The following is a 12,649-nucleotide window of genomic DNA, read 5'->3' as shown; positions in this document are numbered from 1 at the left end:
AATGTTACATTGAGGATCGTTCTTCCTCCTTTCCTTACTTTTCTCAATTTCGATCATTACGCGAGTAGTGCCCACGCAATGGCGACCGCACCCGCACCGAGGATTGTGCTCACGACGGCGTGCACCCGGAGTCGATCGAGTTCGGCGTGGACATCGTCGCTTTCGTTCTGTCCGACCGCATCACCGATCTCGTTTCCGATCTCACACTGCGGGAGAAAGTCCATAGCAACGTGAAGAAACGTCCCGGTGGCGAATCCAAAGATCACTGCGTTGATGCTAGATGACCCGCCCAGGTCCACCAACGCTATTGGGAAGGCTGCCAGCCCGACGCCAGCAGCTGGGAGAAGCAGAAGGGACACCGGTTTTCCAGTCTGAGAGAGCTGACGAGCAGCAGCGTACCCTGCTGGCCCCTTGTGTGAGACGATACCCAACCCGAGTAACAGTCCAAGATCGGGGAGCGTCGCATAGACGAGTCCAATGATTGCACCGTCGGCCAACGAATGAGCACTGAGTTGAATGGAGGTCGAATCGAATGACTCGATGTGTGAGAGTCGATGGCCAATTGTGTGAGCACCGTAGCCCACGAGGATACCGGCGGCGATCCCAACTCCACCGATTGTCGGCGAATATCCGATGGCTTCCGGAACGAGAAAAATAGCGGCGCTCATTATCATTGCACCGCTGGCGAGTCCGTACCCCCAAACCAACCGATCAGCACTGATCGTCTCAGCCCGCGCACCAGGGATTGCCCCACCAGCCATCGCCATGAACCCGACCCACGAGATGATGAATATTTTCCAATAGCCACCTGCCACGCCGATCACCGAAAGACAGACCAACACGAGCAAGGCGCCGACACCGACCGGTGATGACCGACTAAAACGCTCTCGAATCTGCATTGAATCCGTGAGACCCATCTTATTAATAAAATTTTCTAGAGTATTATTAACCCACCGATTCGATTAGTTTGTTACTGTTTCGGGTGCAGCGTCCGAGTGTCCTCTGTTACTCGTCGCTATCGAGGATTTGCTCTGCGAGCATTGGGATGAAGGTGCCGATGTCGGTGACCATTCCGACAGCTTGTGCGCTACCACGGTCCAGTAGTTGTGTGACGGTCGCCGGATTGATATCAACACAGACAACGCGTGTTGTCGATGGGAGACAGTTACCGACAGCGACCGAATGTAACAGCGTCGAGAGCATGAGCACCATATCGGCTTCGTGAGCTTGTTCTCGGATGGCGTTCTGGGCTTCGAGGGTGTCGGTGATCGTATCGGGTAACGGTCCATCGTCACGGATCGAGCCCGCGAGAACGAATGGCACATCGTTTTTGATGCATTCGTACATCACACCCGATTCGATGAGACCATTCTCGACGGCCTGCTCGATACTACCCGCGCGGATGACTTCACTGATCGCGTAGATGTGGTGTTTGTGACCTCGTCGAGGGTGATCGAGGGTTTCGGTGTTCATTCCGAGTGAGGTGCCGTAGAGGTCACGTTCAATGTCGTGAACGGCAAAGCCGTTACCAGCCGAAAGCATATCGATATAGCCGTCTCGAACGAGCCGCGCGAGGTCCTCACGCGCACCGGAGTGGACAAGCGCAGGGCCACAAACGGCAAGGACCGACCCGCCTTCGCTCTTCGTTTCAACGATCGCATCCGCAATCGTCGAAATCGTCGATTGTGATGGCCGTTCGCTGGAGACGCCACCTTGCATGAATCCGAACGCACCAGCACTCTCCCGCGGACGCTCGGGCGGGCGTACACGGATTCCGGTCTCGCCCGTGACAACGAGATCCCCCTCCTCGATGGCGGTCAGCACTTTCGCCTGGGCGTGAACCGGTTGGTCGTTGCCGTCGAGCTCAACGACCACAGCACAGTCCATCTCGATCTTCTCGACCGGTACCCACTCCCCCTCGAATCTGATATCCGTCGGATGGTTCGTTGTCGAGTAAAATCCTGTTGGGACGACTCGATCAGCAGGCGCAGGATCGAGCGTTGCGTCCCTCGGGTCGACAGGATTTGCACCGTTCTGGTGGAGTTCGTGAATGATCGTTTCGAGATCACTCTGGGTGTCCGCGCTCACGACAAGCCGAGCGTACGACGCATCGGTCTTCGAACGACCGATGTCGAACGCTTCGACCTCGAACGATCCGCCCATGTCCATGATGACGCCAAAGCACGACTGCATCATCCCCGAGTCGATGATGTGGCCCTCCAATTCAACTGCGCGAGAGACTGTCATACATCTGGATCGAGTGGCCGAGAGAAATCGGTTTTGTCTCGGATGTGTTCGAGTTACCGACGCGAAAGATGCTTCACGCTACCTCGACGTGCCGATCGACAGACCAGCCACAGTTGCTCGCCGCAACGATCCGTTCATAAAGCGCTTTCAGCCCCGCCGAGTCGGTTTTTGGAAGGACGTGTAGCGTGACCGACCCGTCACGGATCGACACGCGAAAGGTGTCGTTGGTCTGGTCGTCGTGAACCAGAAACAGTGTCATCGGGAGATCGAACCACTCGCCGTATCGGTACGGACCGGTGTCGAGCACGTCGATGACGAGGGCTTCGAGTTGGTCGGTGTCCCGGTCGTGTGCCGGTGTGAGTGTGAAATTCACATCACCGTCGTACTGAACCGTTCGTCGAGAGTACTGACGCTTTGGGCGTTCGGGGATCTCGAACGACGGGTCGTCTGCCACGACGGTGGGTTGTTCGCCATGTGGTTTAAATCATTGTCCGTCGGGACAGAGAGGTTGACTTTATCGCGTTGGAGACCGTCTGTAAGGTATGTGCGGACGTTATAGCCTGTTCATTCAGCCCGACGAGGTCGAGGAGCGCTTTGGGGCTCGGTTCGCGTTTGATTTCGAGCCTCGGTACAACGCTGCGCCGGGACAGCAGCTTCCGGTCGTCCGCGACGATTCGCGCGACTCGATCACCCAGAGCCGGTGGGGGTTGGTCCCGTCGTGGGCCGACGAAGCGAGCACGAATCTGATCAACGCCCGTTCGGAGACGGTCGATGAGAAGTCTGCGTTCCGCGATGCCTACCACAATCGGCGGTGTCTCGTTCCCGCCGACGGATTTTACGAATGGGCCACAACGAATGGCTCCAAACAGCCGTATCGGATCACCCGAACGGATGGAGAGCCGTTTGCCCTCGCTGGATTGTGGGAGACGTGGACGCCACCACAGACCCAGACTGGGTTGGGAGATTTCACAGAAGAAGGGAGCGTCGACGATTCGAAGCCCGAACCACTGGTGACGTTCACCATCCTGACCCGCGAGCCGAACGCTACTGTGCGCGAGTATCACGACCGGATGGCGGTCATGCTTTCACGAGAAGCGGAATCAGCGTGGTTAGACGGCGTGGAGGTGGACGAGCTCGAACCGACACCGGCGGATGCACTGCGCGGGTATCCAGTCTCGACAGCTGTGAACAACCCCTCGAACGACTCGCCGAGCGTGGTCGAAGAGATCGATCTGGCTGGGTAGAGATCGGCTTACGAAGGAATTCCCCACGAGTAACACAGCCAGCCGTAGAAAACCCCACCAGCGACCCCGATACCCACTGCCCTCAGAATCGACTGCGAACCGAACACCGCCGTAAGCGTCGTCCACATTACGGCCCACATGAGTCCGTGCAAGAACGCATTCCGAGCAGGGGAGAGATTTTGAACCCATTGTTCTAATTCTATATACCGTTCGACGAGGGAGGCGCGGACCATCAGTTCACGAACAGAGAGGTTGTAAATCGGTTATCAAGGGATTCAAATTCTCGTTCTCGATTGACGACGTTTGTGCACACGATAATATTACCGTGTGCATAAGAAAAATGAGTGTCGATTATTCAGGATGTCCCCCAAGTCTGATCACAGAATAGCCAGGGATTCGTGTTCTCTCTCGCTCCTCGAATCTTTCTCAAATAACAACGACTATTCCACGCGCGCAACTCCCGTCAGTATGAAGATCGCGCGCATCGAAACGGCTGCGGGCATCCAAACCGGTGAGTACGTCGACGGGACGGTCACCACAGACACCGATCAGTACGAACCGGATGAGTACGAGCTTCTCGCACCTTGCGAACCCTCGGCGTGTTTCTGCGTCGGGCGTAACTTCGGCGAGAAGGTCTCACAGATGGATTATGACGTGCCTGACGAACCTGACTTTTTCATCAAACCACCCATTTCGGTGCATCCGCCAGAAACACCGATTCGGTATCCCGGATTCACCGAAGAACTCACGTACGCTGGCGAACTGGCGGCAGTCATCGATCGAGAGTGCTCACACGTCTCGAGAGACGAGGTCGAGGACGTCGTGCGCGGATACACAATCCTGAATGATCTCGATGCGCTCGATCAGCCTCGGCGTACGGCACGAAAAGCCTTCGACGGGAGCGCACCACTCGGTCCGTGGATCGAAACCGATATCGATCCTGTCGGAATCGAGATGGAGACGCTCATCAATGGCGACCGACGACAATCCGACAACACCGATCAGATGTTCATCAAACCCGATGCAGTCGTCTCCTTCCTCTCCGAACGGTTTACCTTCCGTCCGGGCGATGTCATCTCATTCGGTAGCCCCGCAAATCCCGGGCTCCTCGAATCAGGTGATACGATCGAAATTACCTACGAGGGAATTGGAACGCTCCGGAACACAGTTGGCGACGTGTCATAGACCACGTATCGACCAGTTCGTGGCGTCGTGATCAGTTTTCGATGAGGCGAACGCTTTTGATTCATCCGCACAAGCAGATTCCATGGCGACCACACTTCCTCCCTCGGAGTATCGATCGAGACTCGCGGCTGTCCGCGATCGGCTTACAGAAACCGACGCAGACGCTGCTGTCTGGTTTGGTGCGACGAGTATCGAGTACGTGAGCGGCTTCGACCACATCCAGACCGAGCGACCGGTCGTCCTCGCAGTCACGAACGATCGCTGTTCGATCACTGTCCCCCGACTGGAAGTCGAGCGTGTCACGTCCAATCCACGCATCGACGCCGTATACGATTATTTCGACTATCCAGGCGGTGCTCCGATCGAAACAGCGGTTACGATGTTGCGTGACCTCGATGCGGATTCAGTTGTCGCCGACAGTGATGGGGCACCTGCCACGATGGGATACGACGGCCCGGAGCTATCAGAGTTCCTTGAAGTAGACACACAACACTGGGTCGATCGAATGCGGTGGGCGAAATCGGCTGCCGAGGTCGATCTCATCCGTGAATCAGCGCGGTGGGCTAATCTCGGTCACCGATATCTCACTGAATACACAGAGCCGGGCGCGCACCCAGCAACGGTGAGTCAGCGTGCGTCAATGGACGCATCCCGGGCGATGCTCGATACACTCGGTGAGCGCTACGTGGCGCGTGTTCGGGGCGACGGGCCTGTATCGGCAGGGTTCATCAGCGGACAGCAGACCGCACTCCCGCACGGACACACAGCCAACCGTCGATTGACGGAGGGAGACGTGCTGATCACTGGTGCGACAGCAAACGTCGATGGCTATTTTTCGGAACTCGAACGAACGATGTTCGTGGGAGAACCGACAGACGAACAGATCCACTACTTCGAACTCATGCTCGAAGCCCAGTCCATCGCTATCGATGCGCTTGGACCCGGCGTGACAGTCGCATCCGTCGATCAGGCGGTGTGGAACTACTTCGAAGAGCAAGGCGTCGCTGATCTCGCCCAACACCACGTTGGACATAACATTGGTCTCGGAGCCCACGAGCCACCGTACATCGACCGTGGGTGGGACGAAGAAAGCGAGATGGAACCGGGCCACGTCTACACCATCGAACCTGGACTCTACACGGAAACAGCCGGCTATCGTCACTCCGACACCGTCGCAATCACTGACGATGGGACCGAACAGCTCACGTATTTTCCGCGTGAACTGGACGATAACGTGATCCGATTCGATGTATGACGCGATTATTTTCGATAACGATGGCGTGCTGACTGAGTTGACCGACCGAACCGTCATTCGGGATGCGGTCTGTAAGGCGTTCGAAGCGTTCGATGTGACGAATCCCTCCGACGAACACGTTGCAGCGTTGTCGATCGGCGTTACCATCGATCGCCTCGAGCGTGTCTGCAGCGAATATGATCTGTCTCCGACTGCGTTCTGGGAGCAGCGGGACACGAACAGTTCACGCGCACAGCAAGCCGAAATCCGTGCAGGGCGAAAGCCGCTGTACGACGACATCGAAGCTGTCTGGTCGCTCGAACATCCGCGTGGCATCGTTAGTTCGAATCAGCACGCGACGATCGAGTGTATCATCGATCATTTCGAACTCGATGGGCGATTCGAGACGTACTACGGGAGAAAGCCGACGATTGAACACGTTAGGAAGAAAAAACCAAATCCGTACTTCATCGAGCGGGCAATGGCCGATCTGGAAAGCGAAAACGCACTGTACGTCGGAGACAGCGAGAGCGATATCAGAGCGGCGGAAAACTCTGGTATTGATTCGGCGTTCATCCGTCGTTCACACCGGAGCGATACTCTCCTCTCGACCGAGCCGACGTACGAGATCGACGATCTGTGGGAACTCGAAGCACTCGTCTCATAATCGATAGACACAACGCCCTCATCATCCACCACTTCGGTCAACAAAAGTGGGAGTTGGAGGATGTAACCGAATCGATTACACCCATCACAGCTGCCGTATCGGTTTACTCTTCCAGCACCGAGATGGCATCCGAACGGATCCACGCGTTCGGATTTTCACGCTCGTACACGACGAGGCGTCCATCACGGGTTTCGAAGAGTCCGTATTTGTCGTACCGACCATCAGTCCGTGTGCGTGATTTTTCTTCCATGGAGTATCGTTGTGGCGACCGGACGAACAACCAGCCACGCTCGATACACGACGACTGGAACGCTTCTTCGAAACCGTCATTCTAACTACCCATCCAACGGTCGTCCGGTTCCTTGTGTACATTACTAGTTCGAACGGTTATAAGGATGTTCCTAAATTATGTCGATAGCGGTTATATCTATCCTAGGATCTGGTAACTGATCAGGGAGGAAACAGTTGATTGATTGAACAGATATGTTTTCAGGAAACTCGATTTCGAGTTTCTTTTTTGTTAGAGTAACTGTTCGTTCGTCGGTTAGACTACAGTTACTCGTTCTTTGCCTCCCTTATTGACGACCTCGGCGAGATGCTTGCTCTGTACGGATACGCGTCTCTTACCGGGGTAACCGGCTATTAACAGAGTCTTGCCTATCCCGTATCTGACTCCTGTTTCTGGGGGATCCACACACACAAACAAACCAAAAACGGTGTTGTGAGGAAGTTGCTTTCCTACCCAGTAAGTGGACAATACTGGTCGAGATTGGTGGTCGCGATCAGCCAAAGTATTTGCACATAAGAATTTGTCACTGACACTCTGTTGCAACAGTTCTATTCAATTATTAAATATCGATATCCATTAGAAATGACATAGTCCGTGTCCGTTGCGATCGGACTGAAACACACTCACATCATTACGGACTTTGGACTGTCACTCTCACTAGCAAAGCTGCCTCAGTTTTCAAAATTGAACGGCAGGATGTATTGAGCAGCGCTCATGGGAGCTACTGTAACGGCGCAGCATTATCCACGAGATAGGCAAACAGCAATAAAGGGACAACAAGAGAAAGTGCGAGGAGGTACTGCCCGCTGATGATGAAGGCTACGACGAGGAGGACAGCACTGACGAGAATCGTCCAGAACAAGATGCCTCCGAGTGAAAGGATAGCTCAATCACCACCGGTACTATCGTCTCGACAGGGGTAACCACTTCGGAAATCGTTATTCTACGGTGTGTTTTAACCGGATTGACTTCGATTGCCGATCATGGAACGTGACGAGGACAGCGATACGCCAGTCGAAATCGGTGATAACAGAGAGAAGCACGTGACAGCCATTACGAACGAGGGCGAACACAGAGATCACGGGAACGTCTACCTCCGTCACTCCGAAACAGCGTTCGTCGTTTCTTCGGATTCAGCCTTTCCGGACGAGGAGACAGAGCGATACGCGAAAGATACTACTAGACGGGTGGAAGTAACCCAGCACCATTCGGCGTGTTTCATCACGACGGCAACGGCGGGTGACGGTCCGACGCTCGATGCGCTTCGAGCGTTTCGAGACGACGCACTCATCCGATCACCACCGGGGCGTGCGCTGGTTCATCTCTACGAAATTGTGAGTCCTCCCATTGCAGCGACGCTGGCCCGGCATCCCCACGCGAGGACTACCCGATTCGTCCGTTGGTTGATCGAACGCTGTGCGTCTCTGGCTCACCACCGGACGGCGAGCCATTCATCCATCGTGCAGTCAGTGCTATCGATCGTACTGACTGCGCTGTACATCATCGGTCTTTGCTGTGCAGCACTCAGTCACGGTTGGATCCGTCTCTCCGAGTCTTCTGGTTCTGTTACCGACTAAAAAATTGACGGATGTTCTCGCGCGGAGCGAATCCGACACCAGAAACCAACTCAACCGAGAATCCGTGACGCTCGGCGGAGTCATCTATGTCTGCGATGAGTGATTCAGTATCTGGGTCACCATGAAGTCGGTAGGCGTACGTCGGCCCATCAGTCGAGATGGTGATTTTCGGACGTCCCATCCATCCACCATCGTGAACGGCGATCCGATCGAGGGTGTCGTAGTTGAGCCAAGTCACCGAGTCACCGTGAAGCAACACTTCATCGAGACCGTGAACGTCGTAGATCGACCGCATCGTCTTTGCCTCTCGCTTGTGTTTTCGCGTTCCCAGGCCGAACAGCGGCGTGATATACGCGTATTCGACGATGTGGAGACCGTCACTGGCAAAAAACAGTTCCGCGATACGGAGCGGGAATGAACCCGTCATGCCAAAATGAACGTGAGCCTCAACCTCGATATCCGTGCTCGGTAGATCATCGAACGCGTCGGAATCGATGTTTTCGCTCATCGAATTGACCCCGCGTAAGCGATTCGGACGAACAACAACGCACCGAGGACGAACAGTAATCCAGTCACTGGGTCGATCGTAAACCAGACGTAACCACCGATTGCGACGCCGATGAGTGCAAACGCGATGGCGGTGCGTGCTTGTCGAGAGTAGTTCTGCTTTCGCGTGGGCTCCTCATCCGCACGTTCGAAGGACTGTCGCTCGGCGACGTAGGTGAGTACCATCACGAAGAGGCTTGCGAGAACAATGACTGTTCGAATTTCGGACGATACCGAGATACCAAACCGATCGAGTACGATTGGAGCCGATATAGCGAACAGTCCGAGGATGTAGATCGCCAATCGATAGCGAACCAACAGTGATTGGACCGCACCGGAGTTTTGAATCGTCTGAATCATGGAATGATGGGGAATGCGATTGTACTGTTGTGTTTTGGAATACCAATACAGTACCGCACGAAGAGGAAATAATGCGATGTGAGATGCGATTCTGCACCTGAATACTCTTAGGCGAGGAATCCTGCTGCTTCCTCGGCGTTCTCGACTGTATCGTTCGTTTCGAGCTTCGCTTGGCCCGACCGGTACATCGTGTACACCTGAACAGCAAGCGCGATCAGCCACAGGACGTAGCCGCCAACACCACTACTCACGATATCTACAGTCGTGCTGAAGACACTTAGCCCGAAGCTGCTTGACAGGAGATCCCCGATCAACAGGATGCTGAAGTACCCGAAGAAGCCGGTTGCCCACCACATGGCGATGACGCGGACCCATCCCGGTTGGGTGTGTTCGGGCAGTCGGGTGGTGTTGAGGATGATTGTGAGTGCGTTGTACGGCCACATCATCACGCCGGCCATCGCTGCACCGAGCACCAAGAAGATCCACGGCGTCGTGATATTGGTTACGGCGTTCGCTCCGATGATCGCCATCCCCCACAGCACGAACACAGTAAGTGCTCCAAGGAAGACGCGACTCACGTTCATACCGTGTTCTCGTCCGTAGACCTGATAGATGATGTCGACGGTGTTGCGGGTGAACGCCTCAACGATGGCGTACTGGGTGCTAAACAGCGCGATGAACAACACCATATACATCAAGAACGCGTTGGCGCTCCCCAACTGTGGAATAACGATGTTGAGCCACATGGAAACAGCGTTGCCTGTTACGGTCTGCCCGCTTGGGACGTACTGTGCCGTAATTGTCATTGCACCAGTTGCAATGACAAGCAGTCCAACCACAAACGTCAAAAAGTGCTCCTGTTGGGTCACTTTCCACCACGCTTTCCAGCGTTTCAGATTCGTTTCGGTCGGCTCGAACGAATATCCGTCGTGAACCGTCTCGGGCTCACTATCCCCACGGAGAGGATTTTTCACACGGCCCTGATAGATACCCATTCCGAAGCCCTTCTCACGGGCCCAAACCCCCTGTGAGAGATTGGTGTATCCGCCAGCACCGGCGTACGCCAACCCACCGAGGAACGTCGCAATCTCAACGTCGGCAGGGAGCGTCCCGAAACTCACTGCGCCAGCAGGCAAGTTCGCCAGTTCACCGATCGAACCGACGAGGAAAACCAACACGACGGCACCGACGATCGCGAGGACCATCATTACGAGTTGAGCCTTTTCGATGATGTTGTACACCACCGGACCCGCCTGATACGACAGCCAGATGACGATCATCGTTGCAAGTCCGACCCAATACCATTGATTCAGTGGAATGAGACCTGTCCATGCGGCAAACACCTTTCCGCCGCTTGCAGCCCAGCCCGGCCAGCCGAGCTGGACGAATCCGGCAAATAGGAAAAACCACGGCCAAAGCCCATTCAAGCGATCGAATCCACGAAAAATGCTTTCTCCGGTGGCCATCGCCCACCGCTGAAGCTCGGTGTTAATGAAAAACTGCGTGAGTACGCCGACCCAGAACGCCCAATAGAGCGCCCACCCATCCTGAGCGATGATTGCCGGCCAGAACATCGTCTCACCGCTACCGAGTGCCGCTCCGAGCATGATCGCACTCGGTCCGACGATGTGACTAACCTTCGGTACCTTCGGTAAATCGGTCAGCTTGTAACCGCCTTTCCCATCGGCTTTCGGATAATCCGTGGTGTCGGGAGCTGTTTCAAGAACCTCGTAATTCACCTCTCGATACATCGAATCTCGATACTGTTCTCCAACCTCTGCACTAGCGTAGACGTCGTCGACGACACCGCCGTCAGACTCTGTCTCCGCTCCCTTCTCTGATTGTCCTGTCATTGATCCTCTCGACCACTCGTGGGCCGATAATGTTGTGATTTAACATCACACATAATATTGTTTTCGGTCATAATTACAAATATTCAAACGCCAATGGAGCAAGATATATCTTCAAATAACCGATAGAATGTTTGGAGTGGATGGCTTTGGCCGTACAATACCACAAAAGACCAATGATTCAACTTATATATGACCAATATATAAATTTCATTTATTTGATGAGGTTGCTGTGTCTCAGAACTGCTCGATAATCGATACGGATACGACAAATCGAGCACACGAAGAAACCAATAAAAACTCGACACAGACGGTGAGTTTGTAATATTCAATAAGATCATTAATTTATTGTATTATGGTCTCGGATGTATTTTATATACTCAGCGCACCAAACCGGATACGTATGTCACCGATTGGTCAAATTGTCGTGAGCGGGATTCTACTCCAAGCAACGCAAGCTGACGCATTCTCGCAGATACAGAACGATGTGTTGTTGAGTTCCTCATTGTGGGTCAATATCGCGCTGGCTGGTCTGTCGGCACTGCTATTCGTATACATGGGTCGAGGAATTGCGAGCAACCGCGCTCGCCTCATTTGGGGAGCGACACTGATGATACCGCTCGTCTCAATCTCGAGCTATCTCGGGCTGGCTTCTGGACTGACAGCCAGTTTTATCGAGATGCCAGCGGGCCACGCATTGGCGGGAGAGGAAGTAATGAGCCAGTGGGGACGATACCTCACGTGGACACTCTCAACGCCTTTGATTTTGCTTGCGCTTGGGCTCCTCGCTGACGCCAACTTGGGAAGTCTCTTCACCGTTATTACGGCTGATATAGGAATGTGTATGACAGGGCTCGCGGCAGCCTTAGTTACGTCCTCCTATCTGTTCCGCTGGCTATTCTACGCTGTCGGCTGCACGTTCTTTATCGTCGTCCTCTATGCGTTGGTGATTGAGTGGCCAACGTTTGCAGTCGAAGCAGGTACCAGTGATATCTTTAGACTCCTCCGCACGCTAACAATCGTCCTGTGGCTCGGCTACCCGATTATCTGGGCAGTTGGTGTTGAAGGACTCGCACTCGTCCAGTCGCCAGGACTTACCTCGTGGGGCTACTCTGTCCTCGATATTCTTGCAAAGTACGTGTTTGCATTCCTACTTCTCCGGTGGATTGCTTCGAACGAGCGGATAGTGTCTATGACAGGGCGGGAGTTGGCCACCGAGTCGGCAACAGTTGACGACTGATCACCGATTTGAATTTCTTGAGGGTGAGCGGAAAAACATTGCTAGCGTGGCTGCCATCTGCCACTATTCTAAATGCGTGTGAGTCTTGGAAATAATGCTTCGAGATGTCGAATACCTACTACTGCTGAGGATTGAGGGGATGAATTTTTGACTATTCATAAATACTTCTATAGTCAAGTCATCTATCTTACAAAATTGTGCCTCTCGAGC

The 12,649-nt window shown here is 54.2% G+C and carries 15 protein-coding genes; 6 read left to right on the top strand and 9 right to left on the bottom strand.

Features of this window, described 5'->3' with window-relative positions:
- Positions 1–56 precede the first annotated feature (56 nt).
- From MW898_RS01480 to MW898_RS01470, 3 genes are all read right to left on the bottom strand, one after another.
- The gene (locus tag MW898_RS01480; protein ID WP_248903922.1) at positions 57–899 is read right to left on the bottom strand and encodes a ZIP family metal transporter; all 843 of its coding nucleotides are present in this window, start codon (positions 897–899) and stop codon (positions 57–59) included.
- A gap of 106 nt (positions 900–1,005) precedes the next feature.
- Positions 1,006–2,247 carry an ornithine cyclodeaminase, nickel-pincer nucleotide-dependent gene (locus MW898_RS01475; protein ID WP_248903920.1) on the bottom strand — a complete coding sequence of 414 codons (1,242 nt, stop codon included), beginning with the start codon at positions 2,245–2,247 and terminating at the stop codon, positions 1,006–1,008.
- Positions 2,248–2,320: 73 nt separating this feature from the next.
- Entirely contained in the window at positions 2,321–2,701 is a 381-nt protein-coding gene (locus tag MW898_RS01470; RefSeq protein WP_248903918.1) for a hypothetical protein, read from the bottom strand.
- An 88-nt stretch (positions 2,702–2,789) separates the two neighbouring features.
- Here MW898_RS01470 and MW898_RS01465 point away from each other — a divergent pair, with 88 nt between their 5' ends.
- A complete protein-coding gene (locus MW898_RS01465; RefSeq protein ID WP_248903916.1) occupies positions 2,790–3,491 on the top strand; it encodes an SOS response-associated peptidase in 702 nt (233 codons plus the stop codon).
- An 8-nt stretch (positions 3,492–3,499) separates the two neighbouring features.
- Here MW898_RS01465 and MW898_RS01460 read toward each other — a convergent pair whose 3' ends face one another.
- Positions 3,500–3,724 (bottom strand): hypothetical protein, encoded by a 225-nt coding sequence (locus MW898_RS01460; RefSeq protein ID WP_248903915.1) that lies wholly within the window; start codon positions 3,722–3,724, stop codon positions 3,500–3,502.
- A gap of 235 nt (positions 3,725–3,959) precedes the next feature.
- Here MW898_RS01460 and MW898_RS01455 point away from each other — a divergent pair, with 235 nt between their 5' ends.
- The 3 genes from MW898_RS01455 to MW898_RS01445 all read left to right on the top strand — a co-directional run bounded on the left by MW898_RS01455 (position 3,960) and on the right by MW898_RS01445 (position 6,577).
- Positions 3,960–4,676: a fumarylacetoacetate hydrolase family protein gene (locus tag MW898_RS01455; protein ID WP_248903913.1), complete on the top strand. Its 717-nt coding sequence runs from the start codon at positions 3,960–3,962 to the stop codon at positions 4,674–4,676.
- A gap of 82 nt (positions 4,677–4,758) precedes the next feature.
- Complete coding sequence (locus MW898_RS01450) at positions 4,759–5,931, top strand: M24 family metallopeptidase (RefSeq protein ID WP_248903911.1); 1,173 nt, start codon at positions 4,759–4,761, stop codon at positions 5,929–5,931.
- Entirely contained in the window at positions 5,924–6,577 is a 654-nt protein-coding gene (locus tag MW898_RS01445; RefSeq protein ID WP_248903910.1) for an HAD family hydrolase, read from the top strand. The genes MW898_RS01450 and MW898_RS01445 overlap by 8 nt, the downstream gene beginning before the upstream one ends.
- 103 nt (positions 6,578–6,680) lie before the next feature.
- Here MW898_RS01445 and MW898_RS01440 read toward each other — a convergent pair whose 3' ends face one another.
- Both MW898_RS01440 and MW898_RS01435 read right to left on the bottom strand, forming a co-directional pair.
- Entirely contained in the window at positions 6,681–6,827 is a 147-nt protein-coding gene (locus MW898_RS01440; protein ID WP_248903908.1) for a DUF7331 family protein, read from the bottom strand.
- Positions 6,828–7,587: 760 nt separating this feature from the next.
- Entirely contained in the window at positions 7,588–7,728 is a 141-nt protein-coding gene (locus MW898_RS01435; protein WP_248903906.1) for a hypothetical protein, read from the bottom strand.
- Between the two features lie 121 nt (positions 7,729–7,849).
- Between MW898_RS01435 and MW898_RS01430 the strand changes: the two genes are divergently transcribed.
- The gene (locus MW898_RS01430) at positions 7,850–8,443 is read left to right on the top strand and encodes a CFI-box-CTERM domain-containing protein (RefSeq protein WP_248903904.1); all 594 of its coding nucleotides are present in this window, start codon (positions 7,850–7,852) and stop codon (positions 8,441–8,443) included.
- Here MW898_RS01430 and MW898_RS01425 read toward each other — a convergent pair.
- From MW898_RS01425 to MW898_RS01415, 3 genes are all read right to left on the bottom strand, one after another.
- Positions 8,433–8,951 carry a hypothetical protein gene (locus MW898_RS01425; protein WP_248903902.1) on the bottom strand — a complete coding sequence of 173 codons (519 nt, stop codon included), beginning with the start codon at positions 8,949–8,951 and terminating at the stop codon, positions 8,433–8,435. The genes MW898_RS01430 and MW898_RS01425 overlap by 11 nt on opposite strands.
- Entirely contained in the window at positions 8,948–9,349 is a 402-nt protein-coding gene (locus tag MW898_RS01420) for a hypothetical protein (protein ID WP_248903901.1), read from the bottom strand. Before MW898_RS01420 ends, MW898_RS01425 begins: the two co-directional genes overlap by 4 nt.
- Before the next feature lie 107 nt (positions 9,350–9,456).
- Positions 9,457–11,202, bottom strand: coding sequence for an Nramp family divalent metal transporter (locus MW898_RS01415; protein ID WP_248903900.1), 1,746 nt, complete (start codon positions 11,200–11,202; stop codon positions 9,457–9,459).
- 400 nt (positions 11,203–11,602) lie between these two features.
- Between MW898_RS01415 and MW898_RS01410 the strand changes: the two genes are divergently transcribed.
- Complete coding sequence (locus tag MW898_RS01410; RefSeq protein ID WP_248903899.1) at positions 11,603–12,439, top strand: bacteriorhodopsin; 837 nt, start codon at positions 11,603–11,605, stop codon at positions 12,437–12,439.
- Positions 12,440–12,649: the final 210 nt, after the last annotated feature.

The sequence above is a fragment of the Halocatena marina genome, from assembly GCF_023276375.1.
GTDB classification, from domain to species: domain Archaea; phylum Halobacteriota; class Halobacteria; order Halobacteriales; family Haloarculaceae; genus Halocatena; species Halocatena marina.
This window is presented reverse-complemented; position numbering and strand designations above follow the sequence as displayed.

Excerpts from the sequence above, each read along its gene's own strand:
- MW898_RS01480 (WP_248903922.1), bottom strand. The coding sequence starts at position 899 with ATGCAGATTCGAGAGCGTTTTAGTCGGTCATCACCGGTCGGTGTCGGC.
- MW898_RS01475 (WP_248903920.1), bottom strand. The coding sequence starts at position 2,247 with ATGACAGTCTCTCGCGCAGTTGAATTGGAGGGCCACATCATCGACTCG.
- MW898_RS01465 (WP_248903916.1), top strand. The coding sequence starts at position 2,790 with ATGTGCGGACGTTATAGCCTGTTCATTCAGCCCGACGAGGTCGAGGAG.
- MW898_RS01460 (WP_248903915.1), bottom strand. The coding sequence starts at position 3,724 with ATGGTCCGCGCCTCCCTCGTCGAACGGTATATAGAATTAGAACAATGG.
- MW898_RS01455 (WP_248903913.1), top strand. The coding sequence starts at position 3,960 with ATGAAGATCGCGCGCATCGAAACGGCTGCGGGCATCCAAACCGGTGAG.
- MW898_RS01450 (WP_248903911.1), top strand. The coding sequence starts at position 4,759 with ATGGCGACCACACTTCCTCCCTCGGAGTATCGATCGAGACTCGCGGCT.
- MW898_RS01445 (WP_248903910.1), top strand. The coding sequence starts at position 5,924 with ATGTATGACGCGATTATTTTCGATAACGATGGCGTGCTGACTGAGTTG.
- MW898_RS01440 (WP_248903908.1), bottom strand. The coding sequence starts at position 6,827 with ATGGAAGAAAAATCACGCACACGGACTGATGGTCGGTACGACAAATAC.
- MW898_RS01430 (WP_248903904.1), top strand. The coding sequence starts at position 7,850 with ATGGAACGTGACGAGGACAGCGATACGCCAGTCGAAATCGGTGATAAC.
- MW898_RS01425 (WP_248903902.1), bottom strand. The coding sequence starts at position 8,951 with ATGAGCGAAAACATCGATTCCGACGCGTTCGATGATCTACCGAGCACG.
- MW898_RS01420 (WP_248903901.1), bottom strand. The coding sequence starts at position 9,349 with ATGATTCAGACGATTCAAAACTCCGGTGCGGTCCAATCACTGTTGGTT.
- MW898_RS01415 (WP_248903900.1), bottom strand. The coding sequence starts at position 11,202 with ATGACAGGACAATCAGAGAAGGGAGCGGAGACAGAGTCTGACGGCGGT.
- MW898_RS01410 (WP_248903899.1), top strand. The coding sequence starts at position 11,603 with ATGTCACCGATTGGTCAAATTGTCGTGAGCGGGATTCTACTCCAAGCA.